At 65.9% G+C, this 25654-nt stretch carries 23 protein-coding genes; 11 read left to right on the top strand and 12 right to left on the bottom strand.

All coding sequences use genetic code 11. From position 1 onward, the window contains the following. Positions 1 to 93: 93 nt before the first annotated feature. On the top strand, positions 94 to 858 hold the full coding sequence (locus IC40_RS0116775; protein ID WP_030135860.1) for a DUF2127 domain-containing protein: 765 nt from the start codon (positions 94 to 96) through the stop codon (positions 856 to 858). On the opposite strand, the gene IC40_RS0116770 is transcribed toward IC40_RS0116775, so the two are convergent. The 5 genes from IC40_RS0116770 to IC40_RS0116750 all read right to left on the bottom strand — a co-directional run bounded on the left by IC40_RS0116770 (position 859) and on the right by IC40_RS0116750 (position 5685). Beyond that, positions 859 to 2292: an AMP-binding protein gene (locus tag IC40_RS0116770; RefSeq protein ID WP_030135859.1), complete on the bottom strand. Its 1434-nt coding sequence runs from the start codon at positions 2290 to 2292 to the stop codon at positions 859 to 861. A gap of 22 nt (positions 2293 to 2314) precedes the next feature. Then, entirely contained in the window at positions 2315 to 2896 is a 582-nt protein-coding gene (locus IC40_RS0116765; protein ID WP_042509538.1) for a hypothetical protein, read from the bottom strand. A gap of 142 nt (positions 2897 to 3038) precedes the next feature. Continuing rightward, entirely contained in the window at positions 3039 to 3275 is a 237-nt protein-coding gene (locus IC40_RS0116760) for a hypothetical protein (protein WP_030135857.1), read from the bottom strand. A gap of 61 nt (positions 3276 to 3336) precedes the next feature. Continuing rightward, positions 3337 to 4452, bottom strand: a complete 1116-nt coding sequence (locus IC40_RS0116755) for an acyl-CoA dehydrogenase family protein (protein ID WP_030135856.1) — start codon at positions 4450 to 4452, stop codon at positions 3337 to 3339. Beyond that, on the bottom strand, positions 4453 to 5685 hold the full coding sequence (locus tag IC40_RS0116750; protein ID WP_030135855.1) for an acyl-CoA dehydrogenase family protein: 1233 nt from the start codon (positions 5683 to 5685) through the stop codon (positions 4453 to 4455). 310 nt (positions 5686 to 5995) lie between these two features. Here IC40_RS0116750 and IC40_RS0116745 point away from each other — a divergent pair, with 310 nt between their 5' ends. After that, on the top strand, positions 5996 to 6829 hold the full coding sequence (locus IC40_RS0116745; protein WP_051644364.1) for an FAD-binding protein: 834 nt from the start codon (positions 5996 to 5998) through the stop codon (positions 6827 to 6829). A gap of 17 nt (positions 6830 to 6846) precedes the next feature. Here the strand turns inward: IC40_RS0116745 and IC40_RS0116740 are convergent, their stop codons facing one another. From IC40_RS0116740 to IC40_RS0116730, 3 genes are read right to left on the bottom strand one after another with little or no spacing between them, the layout of a single operon-like run. After that, entirely contained in the window at positions 6847 to 8688 is a 1842-nt protein-coding gene (locus IC40_RS0116740) for a putative bifunctional diguanylate cyclase/phosphodiesterase (protein WP_030135853.1), read from the bottom strand. Then, positions 8689 to 10833 (bottom strand): Rv1355c family protein, encoded by a 2145-nt coding sequence (locus tag IC40_RS0116735; RefSeq protein ID WP_030135852.1) that lies wholly within the window; start codon positions 10831 to 10833, stop codon positions 8689 to 8691. Beyond that, positions 10830 to 11588 (bottom strand): hypothetical protein, encoded by a 759-nt coding sequence (locus IC40_RS0116730; RefSeq protein ID WP_030135851.1) that lies wholly within the window; start codon positions 11586 to 11588, stop codon positions 10830 to 10832. The genes IC40_RS0116735 and IC40_RS0116730 overlap by 4 nt, the downstream gene beginning before the upstream one ends. 409 nt (positions 11589 to 11997) lie before the next feature. On the opposite strand from IC40_RS0116730, the gene IC40_RS0116725 reads away from it, so the two are divergent. Next, positions 11998 to 12450, top strand: a complete 453-nt coding sequence (locus tag IC40_RS0116725; RefSeq protein WP_030135850.1) for a MaoC family dehydratase — start codon at positions 11998 to 12000, stop codon at positions 12448 to 12450. A 6-nt stretch (positions 12451 to 12456) separates the two neighbouring features. On the opposite strand, the gene IC40_RS0116720 is transcribed toward IC40_RS0116725, so the two are convergent. After that, positions 12457 to 13656, bottom strand: a complete 1200-nt coding sequence (locus tag IC40_RS0116720) for an acyl-CoA dehydrogenase family protein (protein WP_030135849.1) — start codon at positions 13654 to 13656, stop codon at positions 12457 to 12459. A gap of 91 nt (positions 13657 to 13747) precedes the next feature. Between IC40_RS0116720 and fabG the strand changes: the two genes are divergently transcribed. From fabG to IC40_RS0116680, 8 genes are all read left to right on the top strand, one after another. Beyond that, complete coding sequence (gene fabG / locus IC40_RS0116715; protein WP_030135848.1) at positions 13748 to 14488, top strand: 3-oxoacyl-ACP reductase FabG; 741 nt, start codon at positions 13748 to 13750, stop codon at positions 14486 to 14488. Continuing rightward, positions 14488 to 15702 (top strand): acetyl-CoA C-acetyltransferase, encoded by a 1215-nt coding sequence (locus IC40_RS0116710; protein ID WP_030135847.1) that lies wholly within the window; start codon positions 14488 to 14490, stop codon positions 15700 to 15702. The genes fabG and IC40_RS0116710 overlap by 1 nt, the downstream gene beginning before the upstream one ends. A gap of 27 nt (positions 15703 to 15729) precedes the next feature. After that, on the top strand, positions 15730 to 16920 hold the full coding sequence (locus IC40_RS0116705) for an acyl-CoA dehydrogenase family protein (protein ID WP_030135846.1): 1191 nt from the start codon (positions 15730 to 15732) through the stop codon (positions 16918 to 16920). Beyond that, positions 16904 to 17659, top strand: coding sequence for a GntR family transcriptional regulator (locus IC40_RS0116700; protein ID WP_234411526.1), 756 nt, complete (start codon positions 16904 to 16906; stop codon positions 17657 to 17659). Before IC40_RS0116705 ends, IC40_RS0116700 begins: the two co-directional genes overlap by 17 nt. Before the next feature lie 74 nt (positions 17660 to 17733). After that, a complete protein-coding gene (locus tag IC40_RS0116695) occupies positions 17734 to 18909 on the top strand; it encodes a thiolase family protein (protein ID WP_030135844.1) in 1176 nt (391 codons plus the stop codon). A 96-nt stretch (positions 18910 to 19005) separates the two neighbouring features. Beyond that, on the top strand, positions 19006 to 19767 hold the full coding sequence (locus IC40_RS0116690) for a crotonase/enoyl-CoA hydratase family protein (RefSeq protein ID WP_030135843.1): 762 nt from the start codon (positions 19006 to 19008) through the stop codon (positions 19765 to 19767). A 41-nt stretch (positions 19768 to 19808) separates the two neighbouring features. Further along, the gene (locus IC40_RS0116685; protein WP_030135842.1) at positions 19809 to 20255 is read left to right on the top strand and encodes a nuclear transport factor 2 family protein; all 447 of its coding nucleotides are present in this window, start codon (positions 19809 to 19811) and stop codon (positions 20253 to 20255) included. A gap of 158 nt (positions 20256 to 20413) precedes the next feature. Further along, a complete protein-coding gene (locus tag IC40_RS0116680; RefSeq protein ID WP_030135841.1) occupies positions 20414 to 21457 on the top strand; it encodes a TIGR03857 family LLM class F420-dependent oxidoreductase in 1044 nt (347 codons plus the stop codon). Positions 21458 to 21522: 65 nt separating this feature from the next. Here IC40_RS0116680 and IC40_RS27315 read toward each other — a convergent pair whose 3' ends face one another. From IC40_RS27315 to IC40_RS0116665, 3 genes are read right to left on the bottom strand one after another with little or no spacing between them, the layout of a single operon-like run. After that, positions 21523 to 21660 carry a CstA-like transporter-associated (seleno)protein gene (locus IC40_RS27315; RefSeq protein ID WP_234411528.1) on the bottom strand — a complete coding sequence of 46 codons (138 nt, stop codon included), beginning with the start codon at positions 21658 to 21660 and terminating at the stop codon, positions 21523 to 21525. Beyond that, entirely contained in the window at positions 21660 to 23948 is a 2289-nt protein-coding gene (locus IC40_RS0116670; RefSeq protein ID WP_030135840.1) for a carbon starvation CstA family protein, read from the bottom strand. The genes IC40_RS27315 and IC40_RS0116670 overlap by 1 nt, the downstream gene beginning before the upstream one ends. Positions 23949 to 23992: 44 nt before the next feature. After that, positions 23993 to 25513, bottom strand: a complete 1521-nt coding sequence (locus IC40_RS0116665; protein ID WP_030135839.1) for an ATP-dependent DNA ligase — start codon at positions 25511 to 25513, stop codon at positions 23993 to 23995. Between the last annotated feature and the right edge of the window lie 141 nt (positions 25514 to 25654).

Here is a 25654-nt window from a genome sequence, read left to right as displayed (position 1 = left end):
CGGTGCCCGGACTGACCGCCGCGCTCGGCGCCCTCGTACGCTTACGGTACGAGGAGGCGCGCCGAGGTGGCGGGCCGGCGCCGGGAGGATGCGATGCGGATCGATTTCGCCTTGCGCTCGTGCGGTCTGCACGGGCATGCGACATTCGCTCCTGACGAGCCCGAGCTGCGCGACCGGCTGCGGGTGGAGACCCCGGTCGGTCAGGCGTGGCGCTGCCTGCGATGCGAGACGTTCGTGGTGGGTCCACCGCGCGGCCGTGGCCCCGCCGACACCGCGCCCGAGGTTCCGCGCGGCCGGTTGCTGCGCGACCGCACCCTGATGCGAGTGTTGGCCGTCGAACGGGTCGTCCGGGCGCTGATCGTCCTGCTGGGTGCGGTGGCGGTGTTCAAGCTGCGTGGCGCGCGAGCTGAATACCAGCAGAAGTTCGAGGCCGAGTTGCCCTTGATCAAACCGCTCAGCGATCAGATCGGGTGGAACATCGAGGACTCCAAGATCGTGCAGCACATCGGTGAGGCCTTCACGCTGTCGGAGACCACCCTGCTGTGGGTCGGCATAGGCCTGATCGGTTATGCCCTCATCGAATTGATCGAGGCCGTCGGGCTGTGGTCGATGAAGCGGTGGGGTGAGTATTTCGCCGTCATAGCCACCAGTGCCTTCCTGCCGTTGGAGATCTACGAGTTGACCGAGAAGGTCACCGCACTGCGGGTGCTCGCGGTGCTGATCAACATCGTGGCGGTGGTGTGGTTGTTGTGGAGCAAGCGGCTTTTCGGACTCAACGGTGGCGGCGCGGCATACCACGCCGAGCATCACACCGAGAGCCTGCTCAGCGTCGAGCGCGCCGGCCTGAACCACCGTTGATTACAGCGCCGCCCGGGCCTGGCGGCGCACAGCCTCCTTGGCTACCTTGCCGTTGCTGGTCAACGGCAAGCGGTCGACGAAGAGCACATGCCTCGGACGTTTGAACGCAGTGAGCCGGGCACGCACATGGGTTATCAGTTCTTCGGCACTCACCGGGCTCGCCGCCACCACGACAGCGCAGATCGCCTCGCCCCAGTAGGGATCCGGCACGCCGACGACCGCCGACTGCTCGACGCAGGGATGCAGTGACAGCACGTCCTCGACTTCGCGCGAGGAGACGTTCTCACCGCCGGTGATGATGACGTCCTTGAGTCGATCGGTGACCACCAGCCTGCCGTGCTCGTCGACGATGCCGATATCGCCGGTGTGCAACCAGCCGTCGACGGTCACCGGACGGTCTGGCCAATACCGTGTGGCGACCTGTGCTCCACGGACGAGGATCTCACCGTTCGCCGCGATCCGTATCTCGACCTCGGCGTGCGGTCTGCCGGCACTGCGCAGGATTGCCGGGTCGGCGCTGCGATGGTCGTCCGGGCCCAGAAATGTGACGTTGCCGCCGGTTTCGGTCATACCGTAGCCCTGGTGGAACCCCACCCCCAACGTGTCGACGGCGCGGCGCAACAGGTCGGCCGGGATGGCCGCCGAACCGTAGCCGATATCGCGCAGGGTCGGCAGAGTCTGGCCGGTCTCCTCAAGGTGGGCCAACAGGCTGTGCAACATGGTCGGGGCCAACGAACATGAGGTGACGCCGTGCGCGTGCACCGTCGCGACGAACGTGTCTGGCCGAAAAGCCGGTACCGGCAGCACCGTCGAGGCCCGCGAGTGGTGTACCAACATGTTGTAACCGGCGATATGGCACATCGGGAACGGCAGCAGGTAGACCCCGCCGGGCTGCACTCCCCGGCCCGCCACCGTGCCGCGCACCGCGGTGGTGATCGAGCGGTGGGTGTGCAGCACGCCCTTGGGGGTGCCGGTCGATCCGCTGGTGAACAGCAGCCAGGCCGGGTCGTCGGGCAATGGGGTATGGGCGGCCTCGTCAGCAGGAAAACGTTGCCAGTCAACATCATCGAAGGTGACCGCGGCACGGGGGAGTGAGTCCAGGTAACCGCGGTCGCCGAGTACAAGGGTCGGCTCGACCGCGTCGAGCGCGGTGAGCTGCTCTGTGGCGCTGAGGCGTTGGTTGACCAATGTGAGGATGCGACCGCTGCGTGGAACGGCATAGTAGAGCCGGGCATAGTCGGGACTGTTGTCGGCGACCACCGCGATGCGCTCCCCGGGTGCACTGTGTTCAGCCACCCAGGATGCCAGCCGACGGATCTGAGAGTCGAACTGCGCGAAGCTGATCGATTCACCGTCGGCGCCGACGACGGCGGCGCGGTCCGGGGCCACCGTGGCCGCGGCCGACACCAGGTCGTGGATCAGATCGATGCTCATCGCCGGTGACGTTACGCGGTGCTCAGTCGAGATCGGGCAAGACCAGTTCGAGCATGGTGTCCAGCCGGTCGGCCATATCGCGATAGCCCAGCACCCCGGCGCGTACCTGCAGCAGCGCACCCCAGAACAGCGTCTCCACGGTGTCGAGAACTTCCGGCCAGGCCCCGATACCGAGCGCGGCTGCGGCGCGACGGTGCACCTCGGCGGCCACCCGCGCGCGGACCCCGGCGACCGAGTCATCGTCCTCACACAGCAGTGCCCTGGCACACGCCGCGGCGAGCAGGGGCTCGTCGGCGACCACCAGCGTGATTGCGCGCAGTTGCTCACCCACCCTGACGCGCATCGGCGCGGTCGGGTCGATGACCAGCGGCAGCTCGTGCAATCGGGTCAGATACAGCTCGGCGAAGACGGTGTCGACGGTCGGGAAATGGGCCGAGACGGTGGCAGGTGTGATTCGTGCCCGCACGGCAAGCTCGGTAAGCGACAGTTCGGCACGGGCGTCCAGGATCGCCGTCGCGGCGCCGAACACCTGACGGTGGGTGCGCTTACGCCGGGACGCTCGGTCCCACAGATGGGCGACATCGGGCGCCGCTGCGCTGGACATGTGTCCAAGATAGAGCGGTGTTGGATCTATCGCAATACGGTGGTTTGACAAGCATTTATCGGGGTCGGCAGCCGTGGAAGCGTATTGCCGGAGGTGGTACGCCGGACATCAGTCGGACAACTGTCCAGCTTCGCTTGCCGAGTCAACCCTGCGCGGTGGCGGGTGCCTCGGAGGGCAGCCTTCCCGGCCGTCCGAGCGCGTACCGGTAGAGCGTCACCCCGGGCATCATGATGGGCCAGAGGCCGCCGAACACGGCGCTCACCACGATCAGCGCCAGGTTGACGCGGTGCCCGCTGAGTCGGATGACACGCCAGAACCAGGCGCCACTCGCCACGCCAACCACCAGGTAGGCAGCAACAGTGAGCGCTGAGATCTCCATGACAAGATCAGCGTACCTATCGTCAATCGACGATGGCAGCAAAGATCTTCCGGGAAGGGCTTCAGGGACGCGTGAGCTCCGCGTATCGCATGGTGTGGCTGTCGGTGGTGCCGAATTCGTACTGCATGGCCGTCAACCGCTTGAAGTAATGGCCGATGGCCAACTCCTCGGTCATCCCCATGCCGCCGTGCAGTTGGACCGCGTTCTGGCCGACGAACCGCGCAGCCCGGCCTACAGTCGCCTTCGCTGCCGATACCGCCCTCGACCGCTTGGCGGGATCGGCGTCGAGGTTGAGGATGGCGAGGTACACCGCCGCCACCGATTGCTCCACCTCCATGTGCATATCGACCATGCGGTGCTGCAGCACCTGGAAGCTGCCGATCGGCACGCCGAACTGGTGACGTTGCTTGCAGTACTCGACGGTGTCGGCCAACACCTTCCGCATGCAGCCCACGGTCTCCGCGGCCACCGCCGCGGCACCCTCATCCCGCGCCCGTGCCAGCGAGTCCCGGGCCTGACCGTCGGTGCCGAGCAGGACCGCCGGGACACCGGCAAGTTCGATATCGGCGGCCCGCCGGTCGTCGATGGTGCGATATCCGTGCATGCTCAGGCCTGCAGGCGGGTCGCTCAGATCGACGAGGAACAGCGACAGTCCCATCGATGTGGTGGCAGTCACCAGCAGGTGAGTGGCCAGAGGTGCGTCGGGCACCGCGATCTTGGCTCCGTCAATGACCCAGCCTCCGCCGTCGGTGACGGCGGTGGTCGACGCGTCCTGCCAGCGATCCCCGGATGACGCTTCGGTGGCGGCCAGCGAGACGATGGCGTCGCCGCCCGCGATCCGCTCCAGTAGTGCATCGGCGATATCACCACCAGCCCGCTGGAGCAGGCCGCCGGCCACCACCACGGTATCGACGTAGGGTTCGATGACCAGTGCCCGGCCCAGCTCTTCGGCGATCACCATCACCTCGACCGGTCCGCCTCCGATGCCACCGACCCGCTCGGGCAGCGCCGCACCGAGAATGCCGAGTTCGTCGGCGAACGCACGCCAGATGCCGGGCTGCCAGCCCGGGCCGAGTTTGGCTGCGGCGCGGCTGGTTTCGAGACCGTACCGGGATGACAGGAACTTGCTCAGCCCGTCGCGCAGCAGGTCCTGTTCATCGGTCAGGGTGAAGTTCATCTAGAGTCCCAACTCTGCTTTGGCGAGGATATTGCGCTGAATCTCGTTGCTGCCGGCGTAGATCGAGCCTGCCCGGTCGTTGAAGTAGCGCAGCGGGGCGACGGCCTGCCAGGGCTCGCCGGAGACATAGCCGTCGGCCGGAGGTTCGAAATCGGCGATCGGCCCGCCGGGGCATGTCGCGTGCGGTTGGTAGGCCCGCCCGCGCGGCCCGGCCGCCTCCAACGCGAGTTCAGTCAGCGTCTGACTCAGTTCGGTCGAGATCACCTTCAGCATCGAGGACGCCGCACCGGGATTCCCGCCGCCGGTGAGAGCTGCCAGGACGCGATGCTCGAGGATTTCCAGGACCTCGGTACGGATGCGTGCGTCGGCCAGTTTCCTGGCAAACGCGGGGTCGTCGATGAGGGCGCCCCCGTCGGGGCCCGGCTGCGTCGCCGCGACCCGGGCGACGTCCTCGGCCATGACCTGCAGCGCCGGAGCGGCGGCACCGCCCCCACGCTCGAATTCGAGCAGGTATTTGGCCACCGTCCAGCCCTCGTCGATGTTGCCGAGAATGTTGGCCTTCGGAATACGCACCGCGTCGAAGAACACCTGACTCTGCACTTCTTCGCCGGAGGTCATGACCAACGGGCGCACCTCGATACCCGGGGTGGTCATGTCGACGAGGACAAAGGTGATTCCGTGCTGCTTCTTCCCGGAGCGAGAGGTCCTCACCAGTGCGAACATCCAGTTGGCCTCGGTGGCGTGGGTGGTCCAGATCTTGCTGCCCGTGCAGACCAGGTGGTCGCCATCATCGGTTGCCGCCATGCTCAGCGACGCCAGATCGGACCCGGACTCGGGCTCGGAATAGCCCTGGCAGAAGAAGACCTCGGCGGTGAGGATGCGAGGTAGGAAGAACGCCTTTTGTTCGGGCGTGCCGAACTTCACGATCGCGTGGGCGACCATCCGGATGCCCATGGGTGACAGCGACGGCGCTCCGGCGAGCTGCGACTCACGGCTGAATATGTAGTGCTGGGTCAGGCTCCAGTCGCAACCGCCGTACTCCACCGGCCACGCCGGTGCGGCCCAGCCGCGTTCGTGCAGGATGGCCTGCCACGCCAGGCTGGCCTCGTGATCGCTGTAAACGCTCGTCATCAATCGGCCGGCGCGCGAAATCTCTGGTGTGAGCTTCTCCGCCATGAATTGACGGACCTCATCGCGGAACGTGCTGTCCGCCGCCGACCAGCTCAGGTCCATGACTCTCCTTGTTCCGGCTATCTAACCTAGCTATATAACTAGCAGGCCGACATGGTGTTGGGAAACCCCGGCGGTGATTGTTCTGCGGCCACGGCGACATAGGGTGGCTCGTGCGATTGATCTGTCTGCAGCCCACGATGGCGACGGAGACGGCCGGCCGGAGCCCGGCCCGTCGTGCCGAAAGCTATCGTCATCACGTTGCCGCGGTCCGCGCCGGCAAACTCCCCCGTCCCCCCGCGCGGAGCGCGGCACATCCGGGTCCGCATCACGGATTGGCGCGAAGTCGCCAAGAATCCTCGGTCGGAGCGGTATGACGGGCCGCGAAGTCCACCAACGGGGTGGCGAATCCGATGACGAATTCAGCTATGGCAGTGGTGATAGCTATGAATGGGACGACGAGGCCGACGTCGTCGCCGTCGGAGCCGGACCGGCCGGTCTGGCATGCGCCATCGCAGCGGCCGCGGCCGACCTCGATGTCGTCCTGGCCCGACCCGCCCCGATCGTTCAGGACGCCCCCGGCGGCGGTGTCCGTGGCTGGCTGCCACGGACCGATGACCCGGCGACCGAGGTTTACTTCGACGCGCTGAGCGCCGAACTACCGACCACCGAGGAACCCGATCTGGCAAGGAACGCCGTCCATCGCGCCGAGCGTCCCGATGCCACCCGCCGTCGCGTCATCGACACCTTCGTGGGGTCCCGGCTGTGGGATTGGGCGGCAACCTGTCTGGGGTCGCCCTTCGGCGTCCTGTTCACCAGGGTCTCCTACTGGCCGACCGAGTCGATGCGCGGCACCGACGGGACAGCCATCGATGTCGCCGTACTGGGCGAGGTGGCTACGCCGGGACAGACCCTAGGAGACTGGCTGGACGCAGCGGCCGCCGACCAGGGGATCGAGGTCTCCGAACACAGCACATTGCAACGCCTGGTGTTCGGTGAGGATGGCTGGGTCGACGGTGTGGTTCTCGACACCCCGGCGGGCGCCAGGTCGGTGCGGGCCCGGGTCGGAGTGGCGATCACGGGCACCCAGCCCGTGCCGCTGGAGCAGCGCCTCGACGCCGGTGATCGAATCGGTCTCGTCGGCCGGCGAGCCGGCCGGTTCGGCAAGCTGGAGGTACTGCGCGAGGTCGAGCCACCCGCCGTGTAGTGAACGGGTGCCGGGCGTCAGGGACGAAGTCCCGGTGTGAAATCCACCGGCACATGCCCCCGGCGCAAGAGCGCCTCCATCTCCTCACCCGGGATGGGGCGAGAGAGCAGAAAGCCTTGAGCGCGATGGCAACCATGGCGTAAGAGCGTCACGGCGGCGGCCTCGGTTTCCACGCCCTCGGCGACAAGTTGCAGTCCGAAGGCCTCGGCAAGGGCGACGATCGCGCGCACGATGGCCAGATCACCTGGGCTGGATCCCAGGTCACGAACGAAGCTCTTGTCGATCTTCAGCGCCTCCACCGGAAGAGATTTGAGCAGTGACAGCACGCTGTAGCCGGTGCCGAAGTCATCGATGGCGACCTGCACCCCCACCTTGTGGAGACCGGCGAGGGTGATTCGCGTGGTGTCGATGTCCTGGACCACGACGCTCTCGGTGATCTCCAGGCAGACCGATCCGGGATCGATGTCGTACTCGTCGAGGATTGCCGCGACCGACTCGACGAAACCGTCGGCCACCAGCTGCACCGGTGACACGTTGACCCGCAGGACGATATCGTGTCCGACGCCGGCGGCCTGCCAACGGGCGAACTCCGCGCAGGCGGTGCGCATGACCCACCGCCCCAGTTCACCAGCCAGGTTGATGGACTCGGCAACCCCGATGAATGCGTCGGGTGACAGCAGGCCACGGGTGGGGTGCTGCCAGCGGACCAGTGCCTCGGTGGCCAGCACTTTGCCGGTGCGCATGTCGATCTCGGGTAGGAAGCGCAGGAACAGCGCGCCGGTCTCGATCACGTTCTGCAGGTGTAACTCGATGTCGTTGCGGAACTCACTCTCGGACGCGATCGCATCGGAGTACACCGTCACCTCGTTGCCACCGGCGTTCTTCGCGGTCAGCATGGCCTGATCCGCCCGGCGCATCAGGTCGGACGTGGAATGGCGACCCGGAACACCCACGGCGACACCGATACTCACCGACCGGGTCACCAGCTCGCCGTCGACGGGTACCCGCTGGGAAAGCGCGTCCTGGAGCTGGTGGGCCAAGGCCTCGGCCTTGTCGATCGTGGTGGGGGAGTCGGGCACGACCACGAACTCGTCACCGCCCAGGCGCGCGATGATGCCGATACCCACGGCTTCGGTGAGGCGACCGGCGATCACGCGGATGAAGCAATCGCCCGCGGTATGGCCCAGATAGTCGTTGATCGCCTTGAGTCGGTCGATGTCGACGTAGAGGGCTGCAACGGGTCCGGGCTCACCTTCGGCGAGCCGGGAGTCCAGATGGGCCACCAGCGCGCGACGGTTGTGCAGTCCGGTCAGGTCATCGTGCTCGGCCAGGAACCGTAGCCGATCTTCGGCTTCCACCCGCGCCTGGACATGGGCGAACAGGGTTGCGATCGCCACCAAGGCGTTGAGTTCCTCCGCGCTCCACTCCCGGACGCCGACCTTGACGAAGCCCAGTACCCCGGTCGTCACGTCACCGGACAACAGGGGCACACACGCCATCGATGTGGTCGGGATCTGCCGTCCGGCCTCGATGGTGTGCTGATAGTCGTCGGTCGCCTCGGGTCGGAACACCATCGGTTCCTTGAGGTGCTCGGCCATCGCGAACACCGGGTCCGCGTCGGCGAAGTAGATCAGTTCGAGTGGATCGGGCCCGAGATCGGCCGGACGCGGCGGCCAGTCGGCGATCAACCGCGTCGCATGGATCGCATGGTCGTTGTGGCGCAAAAAGCTGAAATCGACATTGAAGTAGGTGACCAGTTCGGCAAGTACCTGCTGGCTCACGCTCGCCGCGGTCGCGGCGTTGACGGCGCTGAGTCGCGTCGCGGCCGCCGTGACGACCAGTTCGAGGCTGCGGGGCACCTAAACCTCTCGATGTGGTGTCGCGGGGCGCGACGTTGTGTGGAGCAGTGGGCTCCGGCGACTCCGCAGAGACGGGCGCGGTGCACTGGTGATCTTCATGACCAATGCCTGCGCCTCCTCCGGCGATGTTCCGGTGAGCCTGCGGAGAGTGTATTGCAGGCGCCCGAGTTGTTCGGGATATGCCGGTGCCAACTGTGCCAATTCGTGATCAGTGTGGGCGTAGAGGAAGGCGGGCGATACCGGCTGTGTGGCCAAACCCGCTGTCTGGGCAGTGATCCACACCGCCTCGACCGCCGCTCCCGCCCGCGCGTAGTCAGCGAGTTCGTGGCCGTGCGTGGTGATGACAGCCACTGCCGACGCTCCGCCCACCCGGTCACGTGTATTGTTGCCCAGCGCCGAACCCGCGTCCCAGCGGGCCAATTCGTCCATCACGTCCGACCGGCGCAAGACGTCGAGAACCGCCAGATCCGATGGTGCCAGCTCCAGCGTGCGTACGTCGATGCCGTACTCCGGCGCCGGATCGCCGGGTGACCAGATCTCAGCAAACATCTCCGAATGGAGCTGGTTGGTCAGATAGCGAATACGGTCGGCGGCGGCGAGAACCTCGGCGCATTGCCTGATTTCGTCCCGGTCGGTGATCAGACGCAGCTGACCGCCGTGGGCGAGCGCCGCGGAGTGCAGCGCCTCCCGCAGCTCGGCACTGAAGGCGACCGGTACCCCGAGGTGCCGGTTCGTGGTGCGTTCGAGCATCGGCCCGTACATCTCGGCCAGTGCCGGATCGGTGCTTCCTCCCAATTCGACCGAAATCTGCAACGGTGTGTGTTCGCCGCTTCCGGTGTGTAGTCGCGTTCCGTGTCCGTGGGCTGCCGCGGCGATGCGGGCGTTCAACGCTGCGGCACCGAGTGCGACTGCACTACCGCGGAACTCGACGTCCATCTGGCTGGTACGCCGCGGATCTATGTGGAGTTCAAGGCTGTGCTCACCGATGGCGATCGACCACGGCTGGGAGTTGCCGCCCGACGGCGCCCGATGTGCGGCGTAGGCCATCGCGTCCAACACCGAGTCGAATTCCTGTTGTTCGTTGCTGATTTCGACAGTGTCGTCGGCCGGTGCCGGAGGCATGCGGAGCGGATCGTCGACGTTGTCGAGCGCGGTGGCGACGTCCAACCGTGTCCGACCGGATGCCAACGGCTCGCCGAGCCCGATCCGGCGCACGGACTCGGCGATGAGGGCCGCGCCGAGTACCACCTCGCCGGCCAATTGTGGCCAGGTCGACAATGTTTCGCCGACCTCGCACAATGACGCCGCCATGCGTGGGGACAGTGACTTGGCGTCCAGCAGGCCGAGCACGAAGGGCACCTTGTCGGTGCTGCTCAGCCCGGCCAGATCGGTGGTGTTCACCGCGCCCAACATCCCGTGCAGGATAGGGCGATCGGGTTCGAGGTCGAAACGCTCGACATCGACCAGCCCACGGTCACTGGTGGTCATCAGCACCGGTAGCCGCCTGTGCCTGGCAGCTTCGCGGACCAGCGCCTTGGTATCCAGCGAGTCGCATTCCTCGACGACTATGTCCAGGCCGTCGAGGAAGGCATCGACGGTGTCGGCGGTGACGGCGTCCGGGTATACCTGCACGCGCACATACGGATCCAACTCCGCGATGCGGCGGGCCGCGATGATCGCCTTGTTGACTCCTTCGTCGAAGACGGTAGCCGGTACCCGGTTGAGGTTCGCGGCTTCGAGCTCGTCGAAATCCGCGAGGTGCAGTTCACCGCAGATCCCCTGTGCGGCCAGGGTATGGGCGATCACGTGCCCGACGCTGAGGCCGATCACGCCGATGTGCAGCTCGGAGAGGGCATGCTGTTCGGAATCGGTGATCAGGTTCCGGTTGCGGTCCAAGCGCAATCGTCGGTAGGCGCGCGGGCCCAGCATGCCCACCACCGACCGTCGCCACGGGTAGTAGACCCAACGATGCGGCTCGGTCAGCAGATCGGCGTCGACTGTCGGTGTCAGGGAGGCCAGCGCGCCGCGTTGCCTGCCGATATTGTCGACGAACTCGATATCGGCCCGAGCGCGCAACTGCCATAACAGTTTTGCGTCTTCGGGACGGTCTTCGGCGAGAATGATGGCGGCGTGCGTGTCGGTCACAGGCCGGTCAACATCGCCGGGACTGCCTCGATGCTCTCGAGCATTGGGGCGAGCGCACGCGCCTCCGCGCGGATCGCCAGTATCTGGTCGGGGTCGGCGGTGCGGGTGAATTCCGCGTAGTCCCACCACATCATCTTCGTCTCGTATCTCTCGTCGGGGTACGGCGTGGCCGGTATGCGGGTGGCAACGACGCCACCCGAGGATTCCCAGCGCGCCAGGACATGCGCCGCCGCGGTGGCCATGGCGAACTTAGCGCCCAGCACCAGCGCGGCGTGCAGTGGCATGCGCGCGAGTGCCGGCGTGAGCCGGCGGCTGCGTTCGCGGTCGCCCCGGTGATCTTCGGCCGTCCATGCGGTCTTGATCTCGACGACACCGAACGGGATGCGGTCGGCGATCATCTTGCGCACCCTCGGCAGGGCGTCCTGGCCTGCCCATTCCACGATGGCGTGCGATTCGTCGGCGTGTCGGTAGGGGCCCTGCGCGCGCACACCGCCGATCACCCTGCCCGCGTCATCGATGGCGGTCAGGAACAGCGAGGTCGTCGCGGGATCGGCCACCGCGCTCGGCTCGATTGCCTGTTCGACCCCGTGTTTGCGGTAGCTGCGCAGCGCGCCGTCGAGGAAGTCGTCCCAGAGTTCGGGCTCGGCCGTGGGCGTCGCGAGCACGAGGGTGCACTCGGTATCGCGATCCCACCACTGAACCGATGCATTGTCCGGCAGTGCGCTAATGCCGGCTTCGGCGATTGACACGCTCATAAACTTGACCCACCGATCGGTACAGGGACGTTGCCACGCAGGCGTATGGTCCCTGGATAATTTCAAATAGTCGGGTTAAGTATCGCTATATCCTGCGGAAATGCCAGATTTAAATAAGTGTCACGGACTGCCATTAGTTGCCAGAATCGCCATTCACGGATCGCAGCAATTCGTCGGTCGATAATTGAAATGCGCCTGACTCTGGCAAAATTATCGCGAGCGTCAGTTGCGGCAAATTCGCTCGTCGCCCCGTCGAGTTTTCTACGGCTCGGGTGAAAGTCGGAGCCTTCGGTCAATTCGCTGCACTTGCACGTGAACGTCATGTGTCGCGGAGTCGACCCGGTGGCGATGCGGTGCGGCCGGGAGGCTATGCATAACACGGCAACCGTTGTCGAGTGGAGGAGCGCGCATGAAGGTTTTCGAGAGTCTGGATGAGCTGGCGGGGGCGGCGGGCACCGAGCTCGGTCCGACCGATTGGCTGGAGATCGACCAGGCCCGCGTGGACCAATTTGCCGAAGCCACCGAGGATCGGCAGTGGATCCATGTCGAGCCCGAGCGTGCGGCGAGCGGGCCGTTCGGTGGCACCATCGCCCACGGGCTGCTGACCCTGTCGCTGCTGCCCTACTTCTCGCATCACCTCTACGGTGTCAAGGGCATCTCGCTGGCCGTGAACTATGGCTACAACAAGGTCCGGTTCATCACTCCGGTGAAGGTCGGCGCGCGCATCCGGGCACGTGCGGTCATCACCGACGTGGCCGAGCTGCCGGGAGCCGCCCAGTCCACGGTCACCATCACCGTGGAGATCGAAGGATCCGAGAAGCCGGCCGCCGTCGCCGAATCCATCATCCGCTACATCGCCTAGCCGGGATCAGTTCGTCATCTGTCGTTGGGCATTCTTGACCAGCCCACCGCCGATGATGAGCCGTTGGATCTCGCTGGTGCCTTCGTAGAGGCGCAGCAGCCGAACCTCGCGATAGATGCGCTCCACCGGAACCTCGCGCATGTAGCCGCTACCGCCGTGGATCTGAACGGCGAGATCGGCCACCTTGCCGACCATCTCGGTGCAGAACAGTTTGGCCGACGATGGTGCGATTCGGCGGTCCTCGCCGGAGACCCACAGGCGAGCGGCCTCGCGGACCATCGCCCGACCGGCCATCACTCCGGTCTGCTGATCGGCAAGCATCGCCTGCACCAGTTGAAAGCTGCCGATCGGCGTGCCGCCCTGGGTGGCGGTCGCGGCGTAGGACACGGATTCGTCGAGTGCGCGCTGTGCGCTGCCGACGGCCAGTGCGGCGATGTGCACCCGCCCGCGGGCCAGCGAGGTCATCGCCGCCCGGTATCCGATATCTTCGCTGCCGCCGATCAGGGTGTCGTTGCCGACGCGGACTTCGTCGAAGTTCACATCGGCGGTCCAGGCGCCCTCTTGGCCCATCTTGGCGTCCTTGGCGCCGACCGTGACTCCCGCCGCGTCCGCAGGCACCAGGAAGACCGCGATGCCGGGGCCGTCGTCATCAGCGGGTCGGGTGCGGGCGAACACGATGAACAGATCGGCGTCCGGTGCGTTGGTGATGTACTGCTTCTGGCCGGTGATCACCCATTCGTCACCATCGCGAACGGCCTTGGTGCGCAATCCCGCCGGGTTCGAACCGGCACCGGGTTCGGTGAGCGCGAAGGAAGCGACCACCGCGCCTGATGCGATGCCCGCCAGCCAGCGGGTCTTTTGTTCGTCGGTGCCGAAGCCGACCAGGACCTGACCGGCGATGCCGTTGTTGGTGCCGAACATCGACCGCAACGCCAGGCTGGTATAGCCGAACTCGAATGCCAGCTCGACGTCCTGGACCAGGTTCAGTCCCAATCCGCCCCACTCCTGCGGAATCGCATACCCGAACAGGCCCATGTTCTTGGCTTGTTCCCGCAGGTCGTCGGGAACCCGGTCCGAAGACATGATCTCAAGTTCCCGGGGCACCACCTGGGTACGGATGAACTGCTTGGTGGCGGCGAGGATATCGGCAAAGTCGGCATCCGAGACGGTCTCTGGTGACGGTGATGCGGTGACGCTCTCGGCCATCGGGGGCCCTCCTGTACGTCCGGATGTGGTTTGATCCCACAAATATCATATTTTATGTTTTTGACATCTCGCGCCTCAGGAGGGTGGCCTCATGGCTCTGTTGGACGGTCGGACCGCGGTGATCACCGGCGGTGCGCAGGGGATCGGATTCGCCATCGCCGAGCGGTTCGTATCCGAGGGTGCGCGGGTCGTGCTCGGCGATCTGAACCCGGAGGCCACCGAAGCGGCGGTGCAACGTCTCGGTGGTGACTCGGTGGCCAAGGCCGTCCGATGCGACGTCACCGATGCCGGCCAGGTCGGCGCACTCGTCGACGCGGCCGTCGACACCTTCGGCAGCCTCGATGTCATGGTCAACAACGCCGGCATCACCCGCGATGCCACCATGCGCAAGATGACCGAGGAACAGTTCGATCAGGTCATCTCGGTACATCTGAAGGGCTCGTGGAACGGCACCCGGTTGGCCGCCGGCATCATGCGTGAGGCCAAAAGCGGTGCGATCGTCAATATCTCGTCTATCTCCGGCAAGGTCGGCTTGGTGGGGCAGACAAACTACTCGGCGGCCAAAGCCGGGATCGTCGGTTTGACCAAGGCCGCCGCCAAGGAAGTCGCCCATCTCGGTGTGCGGGTCAACGCCATCCAGCCCGGACTGATCCGGTCGGCCATGACCGAGGCCATGCCGCAGCGGATCTGGGATCAAAAGCTTGCCGAGATCCCGATGGGCCGTGCCGCCGAACCCAGTGAGGTCGCGTCCGTGGCACTGTTCCTGGCATCGGATCTGTCGTCTTATATGACCGGTACGGTGCTCGAAGTGACCGGCGGGCGGCACATCTAGTGCGCGAGACCGTCATCTGCGAGCCGGTGCGCACCCCGATCGGCCGCTACGGTGGAATGTTCGCAGCACTGTCAGCGGTGGATCTGGGTGTCTCCGCATTGCAGGGCCTGCTGGAACGCACCGGGGTGAGTCCCGATGCCGTCGACGATGTCGTGTTGGGGCACTGCTATCCGTCCAGTGAGGCGCCCGCGATCGGTCGTGTGGTGGCCCTCGATGCGGGTCTGCCCACCACGGTGCCGGGTATGCAGGTCGATCGGCGGTGTGGATCGGGCTTGCAGGCCGTCATCCAGGCGGCACTGCAAGTCGGCAGTGGTGGAAGCGATCTGGTGATCGCCGGCGGTGCCGAGTCGATGAGCAATGTCGCCTTCTATTCCACCGATATGCGCTGGGGCGGCTCTCGGGGTGGTATCACCGTGCACGACGGATTGGCCCGCGGGCGGACCACCGCAGGCGGGAAGTTCCACCCCGTGCCCGGCGGCATGCTCGAGACGGCCGAGAATCTGCGCCGCCGCTACGGCATCTCTCGGACCGAGCAGGACGAACTCGCGGTCCGCTCACACGAGAAGGCGGTCGCCGCCCAGCGCAGCAGGGTGTTGGCCGACGAGATCATCCCGGTGACGGTCGCCGATCGGTCCGGTGAGAAAGTCATCTCCGTCGACGAGCATCCGCGCGCCGATACCTCGCTGGAGCAGCTGAGCACGCTGCGCCCTGTACTGGGCAAGACCGACCCGGATGCCACCGTCACCGCGGGCAACTCCAGCGGGCAGAACGACGCGGCGTCCATGTGCATCGTCACCACACCCGAACGTGCTGCCGACCTCGGGCTGAAACCCCTTGTCCGACTGGTCTCCTGGGCGCTCGCAGGTGTTGGGCCGGACATCATGGGAATCGGTCCCGTACCGGCCACTGCCAGGGCTCTGGACAAGGCGGGCCTGTCGCTGGCCGACATGGACCTGATCGAACTCAACGAAGCCTTCGCCGCGCAGGCGCTGGCCTGCACCAGGGAGTGGAAGTTCGGCGAATCCGATTACGAGCGCACCAATGTGCGTGGGTCCGGGATCTCGCTCGGACATCCGGTCGGCGCGACCGGCGGCCGGATGCTGGCCACGCTGGCCCGCGAACTCGATCTGCGCGGCGCCCGCTACGGGCTGGAGACCATGTGTATCGGTGGCGGGCAGGGCCTGGCCGCCGTGTTCGAACGGACGGTTGCATGACGAGCGAGAAGCGGAGCGAGATCGCCCATGACTAAGCTCGCACAGACTGCGGGACTGACCGATGTCCAAGCCGAGATCATCGCCACCGTCCGGCAATTCGTGGATAAGGAGATCATCCCGAACGCCCAGGAGCTGGAGCATTCGGACACCTATCCGCAGCACATCGTCGACCAGATGCGGGATATGGGTCTGTTCGGCCTGATGATCCCCGAGGAGTACGGCGGGCTGGGGGAGTCGCTGCTGACCTACGCACTGTGTGTCGAGGAACTGGCCCGCGGCTGGATGAGCGTGTCCGGGGTCATCAACACGCATTTCATCGTCGCCTACATGATCCGTCAGCACGGCACCGATGCCCAGAAGCGGCGGTATCTGCCGCGGATGGCGACCGGCGAGGTGCGCGGGGCGTTCTCGATGTCCGAACCCGAGCTGGGTTCGGATGTCGCGGCGATCCGCACCAGGGGTGTGCGCGACGGTGACGACTACGTCATAACCGGGCAGAAGATGTGGCTGACCAATGGTGGCAGCTCGACGCTGGTGGCCGCATTGGTCAAAACCGATGAGGGAGCGGAGAAGCCGCACCGCAATCTGACGGCCTTCCTGATCGAGAAGCCGGCCGGTTTCGGCGAAGTGTCGCCCGGGCTGACCATTCCCGGCAAGATCGACAAGCTCGGCTACAAGGGTATCGACACCACCGAACTGATCTTCGACGGCTACCGGGCATCGGCCGATGATGTGCTGGGCGCGGCACCGGGCAGGGGTTTCGTCCAGATGATGGACGGTATCGAGGTGGGCCGGGTGAACGTGTCGGCGCGCGCCTGCGGTGTCGGGATCCGCGCCTTCGAATTGGCGATCCGCTATGCCCAGCAGCGCGAGACGTTCGGTACGCCGATTGCCGGACACCAGGCCATCGCCTTCCAGCTGGCCGAGATGGCGACCAAGGTCGAGGCGGCACATCTGATGATGGTCAATGCCGCCCGGCTCAAGGACTCGGGCGAGCGAAACGATGTGGCGGCCGGGATGGCCAAGTATCTGGCCAGCGAGTTCTGCGCCGAAGTGACCCAGCAGAGTTTCCGGATCCACGGCGGCTACGGCTATTCGAAGGAGTACGAGATCGAACGGTTGATGCGCGATGCGCCGTTCCTGCTGATCGGCGAGGGCACCAGCGAGATCCAGAAGACCATCATCAGCAAGAATCTGCTCGATGAGTATCGGCTCTGAGTCACCGGGGCGAGCGCAGCGACGGGAAGAGTCACCGGGGCGAGCGCAGCGACGGGAAGATTCGGGCTTCGCCGCTCGGCCGCAGCTCTCCGATGACGTTGCGCGGGTGGTTCGGCGACGGATCTTCGAAGGCACCTACCCGGCCGGTGAATACCTGCGCCTCGACCAGCTGGCGGTCGACCTCGGTATCAGCGTCACCCCCGTGCGAGAAGCGTTGTTGAACCTGCGCGCCGAGGGGCTGCTCGTCCAGCATCCGCGGCGCGGATTCATGGTCGTGAGGTTCACCGCCCGTGATCTCGCCGATGTCGCCGACGTGCAGGCCTACGTCGGCGGTGAACTTGCGGCACGGGCAGCCGAAAGGATCAGTGCCGAACAGCTTTCGGAACTGAAGGCCATTCAGGACAACCTGGAACGTGCATACCAGGACGCCGACCCAGACCGCGCCGTACGGCTCAACCACGAGTACCACCGGCTGATCAACATCGCCGCCGACTCGCCGAAGCTCACCCAGTTCATGTCCGGTATCACGCGGTATCAGCCCGAATCGGTGTTCCCGACCCTTGAGGGGTGGCCGGCACAGTCCATCAGGGACCACCGTCGGCTGATCGACGCGCTGGAGCGCCGTGATGCGGATGCTGCCCGGCAGGCGATCGCGGAACACTTCACCGTGGGGGTGGCTCCGTTGACCGAGCACCTGATCGAACGCGGCGTCATCGCCCAGGAGGCCGGTGACGGCTGAGCAGACCCACGATGGCAGTGCCGGCAGCAAGTGCTACCTTTACATAAGCTTCGTAAATCGTAAAGGTGGTACACATGTCTTCACCTGTTGTCGTCGGCGCCGCCCGAACCGCCATCGGGCGGTCGTTCAAGGGAACTCTGGTCGACACCCCTCCCGATGTGTTGCTCGGCGCGGTGCTGCCCGAGGTCGTCCGGCGGGCGGGTATCGATCCGTCGGCGATCGACGACATCATCATCGCCGAATCGCATTACGGCGGCGGTGATCTGGCCCGCTACGCCGCTCTGGTGGCCGGCTTCGAGAATGCGCCGGGCCAGGCCGTCAACCGGCACTGTGCGGGCAGTCTCACCGCAATCGGCAATGCCTCGGCCCAGATCGGCTCCGGTATGGAGCGGGTGTTGGTGGCAGGCGGTGTGCAGTCACTGTCGATGACTCCGCTGATGAATCAGCGGATCCCCGGTCCGGAGTTGAAATTCGAGGAGCGGTGGTTGCCACCCATTCACGTGGAGACGCCGGATGCGCCGGCCCGCGACATGTCGATCACGGTCGGATGGAACACCGCGCAAGCCTACGGGTTGACCCGGGAGGAACTCGATGCGTGGGCCGCTCGCTCGCACCAGCGTGCGGTCGCGGCCCAGGACGCGGGCAGGTTCGCCGATGAGATCGTGCCCCTGAAGGTGAGCAGGGCCGACGGATCGGTCGTGGATTTCAGTGTCGACGAGCACCCACGTCGCGATACGACGGTCGAGAAACTCGCCAGCTTGAAAGTCCTACACCCCGAGATCGAAGGGTTCTCCATCACTGCAGGTAACAGCAGCGGTACCAATGACGCTGCCGCCGCTGTGGCACTTGTTTCCGACGATTACGCGGCTGCGGAGAACCTGCAGGTGTTGGCCAAGGTGCGGGCCTGGGGTTCGGTCGGTGTCGCGGCGCGCGATACCGGTCTGGGCGGTGTCAAGGTGATCGGCAAGGTGCTCGACCGTGCCGGACTCACACCCTCCGACGTGACGCTGTGGGAGATCAATGAGGCCTTCGCCTCGGTGCCGGTGGCCGCTGTCCGTGAGTACGGCCTCGACGAGGAGCGGGTCAATTACTCCGGTAGCGGTTGCAGCCTCGGCCACCCGATAGCGGCATCGGGGGCGCGGATGATCACCACGCTGATCTACGAGTTGCAACGTCGTGGCGGCGGTATCGGCGTGGCAGCAATGTGCGCCGGCGGTGGCCAGGGTGGAGGCGTCGTCATCGAGGTCTGACCGACCGTTGGCGATCGGGGATATACCGTCAGAACAACAGCGATGTTCCCTGTTGTCCGCATACCCGAGGCAGCGGGTCGATTGTGAGGATGAAGAGTGGCCGATGAGATCCTGACCGAGCGCCGGGACCGAACCCTGGTCATCACCATCAACCGACCGGAGGCACGCAACGCCTTCAATCTGCCGGTCGCGCGGGGTTTGGCCGCCGCGATGGACGAACTCGACGACAGCCCCGAACTGTCCGTCGCGATCATCACGGGTGCGGGTGGAAACTTCAGTGCTGGAATGGATCTGAAGGCCTTTGCCGCCGGTGAACTTCCCTACGTGGAGGGTCGGGGGATCGGCTTCACCGAGCGGCCTCCGCGTAAGCCGCTGATCGCCGCGGTCGAGGGTTATGCGCTTGCCGGTGGTACGGAGATGGTGTTGGCCACCGATCTGATCGTGGCGTCGCGCGAGGCGACGTTCGGCATTCCCGAGGTCAAGCGCGGGTTGGTGGCCGGTGGTGGCGGTCTGCTCCGACTGCCGCACCGCATCCCGTATCAGAAGGCGATGGAACTCGCCCTCACCGGCGAGAGTTTCACTGCCGAGCAGGCGGTCGAGTGGGGGTTGGTCAACAAGCTGACCGAGCCCGGCCGCGCGCTCGACGGGGCGTTGGAGCTGGCGGGGAAGATCACTGCCAACGGTCCGCTTGCGGTGGCAGCGACCAAGGAGATCATCGTCAAGTCGGCGGAGTGGAGCCGAAGTGAGATGTGGCAGAAGCAGAACGAGATCACGGGCCCGGTGTTCGGATCCCGAGATGCCATCGAGGGTGCCACCGCGTTCGCCGAGAAGCGGAGGCCCACGTGGACCGGGAGCTGACATCGGGTGCGTCGACCATCGGCGACGGGGGCGCAATCGTGGTGCATGACGAGCTGGAAGCAATCCGCCAGCTCAAGGCCCGATACTGCCGGTTGCTGGACACCAAGGACTACGAGGCGTGGAAGCAACTGTTCGCCGACGAGGTCGTGGTCACGCTGGACATGGCCGTCTCCGCCGGTGGCGCCGACGGCCAGACCGCGCCACCGCTGCGTGGTCTCGCCGAGTTCGTGCCGGTGGTGCTCGGTGGCGTCGAGCATGCGCAGACCAAGCATCATGTGCACAGCCCAGAGATCACGTTGACCGCGGACAACACCGCTTCGGGGATCTGGGCGATGGAGGATCTCCTGCTCTTTCCCGACGGGAGTGAACTGTTCGGTGCCGGGCACTATCACGAGACCTACGAGAAGCGCGATGGCGCCTGGGTGATCACCAGCCTGCACCTGACGCGCACCATCATGCGATTCACCCAGGGCGGGGATTCCCGCTAGCCGGACCGCGCTGGTGACGTGCGGTGACCGCGCCGATCCCGTCTCGGTGACGCGGTCCGGCACGCACTATCTTCGGTGTTGTCTGTGGACCGAACGCCGAGATGTGCAATTGTGCTTACCAGCAAGGAGGTTGGGTGTGTCGTGGGGTGTGACCAGGTGTGACTAGGCCATTGGACGAACTCGGCTACTACCTGTTGGCCGGCGCCGGCGGCGACGGCCCCGCCACCCTGGTGGACGAGGCCCGCCGCGGTGAGGAACTGGGGTTCGGTACCGGCTTCATCTCCGAGCGCTGGAATGTCAAGGAAGCGTCGTCACTGACCGGCGCGGCGCTGGCGGTGACGAGCCGGATGCAGATCGCCACCGCGGCGACCAATCACAACACGAGGCATCCGCTGATCACCGGTTCGTGGGCCACCACGATGCACCGGCTGTCCGGCGGCCGGTTCACGCTGGGTCTCGGCAGGGGAATCGCCGCGTTGTACGGCGCGTTCGGGGTGCCTGCGGTGACCACCGCGCAGATGGAAGACTTCGCCAAAGTGATGCGCCGCCTCTGGCGCGGCGAGATGATCTTCGACCACGACGGACCGATCGGGCGATACCCGCTGCTGTTCCTCGACTCCGATTTCCGGGAGGACATCAGGCTGGCCATCGTCGCCTTCGGTCCGCAGACCCTCGCGTTGGGCGGGCGCGCATTCGACGACGTCATCCTGCACACGTACTTCACGCCGGAGACGTTGCAGCGTGCGGTCAAGACGGTCAAGGATGCCGCCGAGCAGGCCGGCCGAGACCCGGCGGCCGTGCGGGTGTGGTCGTGTTTCGCGACCGTGGGCGATCACCTGCCCGAAGAGCTTCGATTGAAGAAGACCGTGGCGCGACTGGCGACTTATCTGCAGGGATATGGTGACCTGCTGGTTGGCACCAATGGTTGGGATCCCGTTGTGCTGCAACACTTCCGCGAAGACGCCGTGGTGCAGTCCATCGGCGGTGGTATCGACCACAAGGCAACGGCCGAGCAGATCGAACACATCGCCACCTTGATTCCGGACGAATGGCTGGAGCCCTCGGCGACCGGTACCGCGCAACAGTGCGTCGACCGGGTGCGTAAGGAGTTCGACTACGGCGCCGACGCGGTGATCATGCATGGCGCGACACCCGATGAGCTCGCCCCGATCGTGCAGGCCTATCGCGCCTCTACATCGTGATCTGAGGAGTCGCGATGTGCGCAGTCTCCGGACCCGCTGCGGCTGAGACTCGCACATCGCAGAACTCAGCAGCAGCGCGACTGTGGGTTGGACTCGGTCGCGGCGTGCCGCATCCGCCAGTACTCCCGCTCGGTCGGCACCGGCGCACCGGGATGTCGGCGCGCGAGGTGCTCGAGGTAGCGGCGGTAATGGTTATCACCCATCAATGATGACCAGTACCAACCGATCTGGTGTGCGACGGTCCGAGCTCGTCCCATTCTTTCTGCACCTCCTTTTCGGTATCGGTGGCGAGAAGTCCCGACGGTGCGAAGATGCGTGAGGGCACCGGTTCGTCTTCGGTGAGCGGGCGACCCGTGCCACGGATCGCCTTGAGCGCCATGATGACTCCGGCGGCGACCACGATGATGACCAGGACCGCGAACACGATCGACAACGTGCCCTGGATGAACGTGTTACGGATGACGGCATCGATCTGACCGGCGTCCTTCGCGGCACCGAACGCCGTCTTGCCTGCATCCTTGGCGTCGCGGTACTGGAAGTGCTGTGTCCAGTAGCCGACCTTCGGGTCACCGGAGAAGATCTTCTGCCAGGACGCCGTCATGGTCACCACCAGATCCCAGGCCAGCGGAATGCCGGGTATCCACGCCCATTTCAGCAGTCCACGCTTGATGATCACCACGGTGACGACGGTCAACGCGATGGCCGCCAGCAATTGGTTGGCGATGCCGAACAGCGGGAACAGCGTGTTGATACCGCCGAGCGGGTCGGTGACGCCCATCAGCAGGATGCTGCCCCACGCGAGCACGACGACGACGCTGCAGATCCAGGCCCCCACCCGCCAACTCGGGTTCTGCAGTTTCTTGAGTGGCCCACCGAGGTTGCCGAGCGCATCCGACAGCATGAAGCGGGCGACCCGGGTGCCGGCATCAACCGTCGTCAGGATGAACAACGCCTCGAACATGATCGCGAAGTGATACCAGAAGGCCTTCAGACCCGCGCCGCCGAAGACCTGGTGCAGCACCTCGGACATACCGAAGGCCAGGGTCGGGGCGCCACCGGTGCGGGACACGATCGACTCCTCACCGACGCTCTGGGCGGCGGCGGTGATCTCGTCGGCGGTGATATCGGCCCCGGACAAGCCGAGTCCGTTGACGTAGTCGGCCGCGGTCTGGGCGGTGGTGCCGGTGGCAGCGGTCGGTGCGTTCATCACGAAGTACAGATGCTGGTTGAGGATTGCGGCGGTGATCAGCGCCATGATCGCGACGAACGACTCGGTGAGCATGCCGCCGTAGCCGATCAGGCGCATCTGGCTTTCCTTCTCCAGCAGCTTCGGCGTGGTACCCGAGGAGATCAGCGCGTGGAAGCCCGACAGTGCGCCACAGGCGATCGTGATGAACAGGAATGGAAAAAGGGAACCGGCGAACACGGGTCCGGTACCGCTGGTGGCGAACGAGGAGATCGCCGGTGCCTCCATGATCGGCCGGGCCACCAGGATGCCCACCGCGAGCAGGGCGATGGTGCCGACCTTCATGAACGTCGACAGGTAGTCGCGTGGCGCCAGCAGCAACCACACCGGGAGGATGGAGGCGGCCAGGCCGTAGATGATGATGCACCACGACAACGTCACCTTCGACAGCGTGAACCAATCGGCGCCCCATTGGGTTTCGGCCACCCAACCGCCCGATACGACGGCCAGCAGAAGCAGCGCCACACCGATCAGCGATACCTCCGACACCCGGCCGGGCCGCAGGAAGCGCAGGTACAGGCCCATGAAGATCGCGATGGGAATGGTCATCGCGATGGAGAACACACCCCACGGGCTTTCGGCGAGCGCGTTCACCACGACCAGCGCCAGCACCGCCAGCAGGATCACCATGATGACCAGCACGCCGACGATCGCCGCGGCGCCGCCCACCACGCCGAGTTCGTCCTTGGCCATCTGTCCAAGCGACCGGCCCCGCCTGCGTACCGAGATCGAAAGCACCAGATAGTCCTGCACACAACCGGCGACCAACGCGCCGATGATGATCCAGATGGTGCCGGGCAGGTAACCCATCTGCATGGCCAGCACCGGGCCGACGAGCGGACCGGCCCCGGCGATCGCGGCGAAGTGGTGGCCGAACAACACCCGGCGGTCGGTGGGCATGTAATCGGTGCCGTTCTCGAACACCTCGGCGGGAGTGGCGTGATCATCGCGCGGTTTGACGATCTTCATCTCGATCAACCGGGCGTAGAACCGGAATCCGATGACGTAGGTGCAGATCGCCGCGATGACGAACCACACCGCGTTGATGGTCTCGCCGCGGAAGAACGCGATGATCGCCCACGCGACGGCGCCCAGGACCGCCACCACGGCGAAGACGATGCGGTGCTTGGCGGTGATCGGTGACCGGTCGACGATCGCCACCGGCGGAAGATCCTGGTCGGTTCGGACGTAGGTGATGTCGCCGCGGGTGTCCTCGGTCGGATCGGGGGCAGTCGGTGATCCCATGGGTCGATCCTTGCACCGCGTCAGGACGACGTTGGGACTTTCCGTCAACCGCCGCGTTCGAACAGCTCACGCACGGTTTCCACCGTGTCGGCCTGCGCGGCGGGTTTGTCGTCCCGGTAGCGCACAACGCGCGCGAAGCGTAAGGCCATCCCCGCGGGATAACGCGAGGACGCCTGCACACCGTCGATGGCGATCTCGACGACCTGCTCGGGCCGTACCCGCACGATGCCGCCGGCGGTGCCGTCGACCGCCAGCTCGGTGAAGCGTCTCGTCTGCCACGCCAGCATCTCGTCGGTCATTCCCTTGAACGTCTTGCCCAGCATCAGGAATTCACCGGTGCCCGGGTCGCGGGCACCCAGATGGATGTTGGACAGCATGCCGGTGCGCCGCCCGGAACCCCATTCGACCGCCAGCACGACCAGATCCAGGGTGTGCACCGGTTTGACCTTCAACCAGCCGGCGCCGCGGCGGCCTGCCTCATACGGTGCGAACGGCGCCTTGGCCATCACTCCCTCATGACCGGCGGCCAGCGTCGTCTCCAGGAACTCGCGCCCGGCGTCCGGGTCGGCCGTGACCAGCCGCTGTACCCGTTGTGCGGCCGGTACCACCTCGTCCAGCGCGACCATCCGGTCGGTCAGCGGCAAGTCCAGCAGATCGACACCATCGCGGTGCAGCAGATCGAAGAAGAACACCGACAGCGGTTCCGCGCGCGCAGCGGCCGAACGGCTCCCGAAACGCGAGGCGGTCACCTGGAAGCGGTGCGGACGCCCGTCGGGCCGGAGCGCGATCGCCTCGGCGTCGGCGATCAGGTCGGTGACCGGCAGTGCCAGCACGGCGTCGACCACCTCTGGCAGTCGCGCGGTGACATCGTCGAGCGTCCGGGTATAGATCGCGACGCTGTTCCCGGTGCGGTGGATCTGCACCCGCGCGCCGTCCAGCTTCGTTTCGAGGGCGGCTTCGCCGCCCAGTTTGTCCAGGGCCTCGGCGACGCCGGTCGCAGTCTGGGCCAGCATGGGGGAGACGGGGCGTCCGACGCGCAGGGTGAACCGGCCGATATCGCCATCGACGAGCGCCGAGACCGCGACCTCGGAGAGATCCCCTGCCAGCATGGCCGCCCGCCGGACCGCAGCCGCCGGCAGGCCGGCGGCCTTGGCGACCGCATCGGCCATCACCCCGGCAACCGCTCCCTGGCGCAGTTCCCCGGACAACAACCGCCGTAGGAACCGCTGTTCGGCCTCGGTGGCGGCGGCGAACAGGTCCAGCACTCGCTGGGCCCGTCGATTCTTGGAACCCTTGCCCGCGATCTCCTTGATCTCGGTCAGCATGGCGTGCACCGACGCGACGGTCAGTGTGGCATCGGCCGCCGGCGGGGGCAGATCACGCAGCCCCGCCCAGCCGACGCCGATCTGGCGCTGTGGCAGCTCGCCGGACAACCAGGCCACCACGACGGCGATCTCGTCCCGGTCCGCCAGGCCCAGTACCTTCGCGACCCGCTCCACCTTCGCCAGCCGTGACGGTGTCGCACCGATATCGGCCGACGCGGCGGCGATCTCTGCCAGCTGCACGACTCCAGGCTGCCATCCGGTACCGACATATGACCGGAAAGTTCGGCCCGAAGGTTCGAAAGGGTGACAAAAGGCTCTGGTGTGTGGCGATGCCACGGCGCGACAATGATCAGGCAGCCGGGCGGCTGCCACGAGGAGGTG

It is taken from the genome of Mycolicibacterium neoaurum ATCC 25795, assembly GCF_000691525.1.
Lineage (GTDB): Bacteria > Actinomycetota > Actinomycetes > Mycobacteriales > Mycobacteriaceae > Mycobacterium > Mycobacterium neoaurum.
The sequence above is the reverse complement of the archived record's forward strand: the minus strand, read 5'-3'. Positions and strand labels throughout refer to the sequence as shown.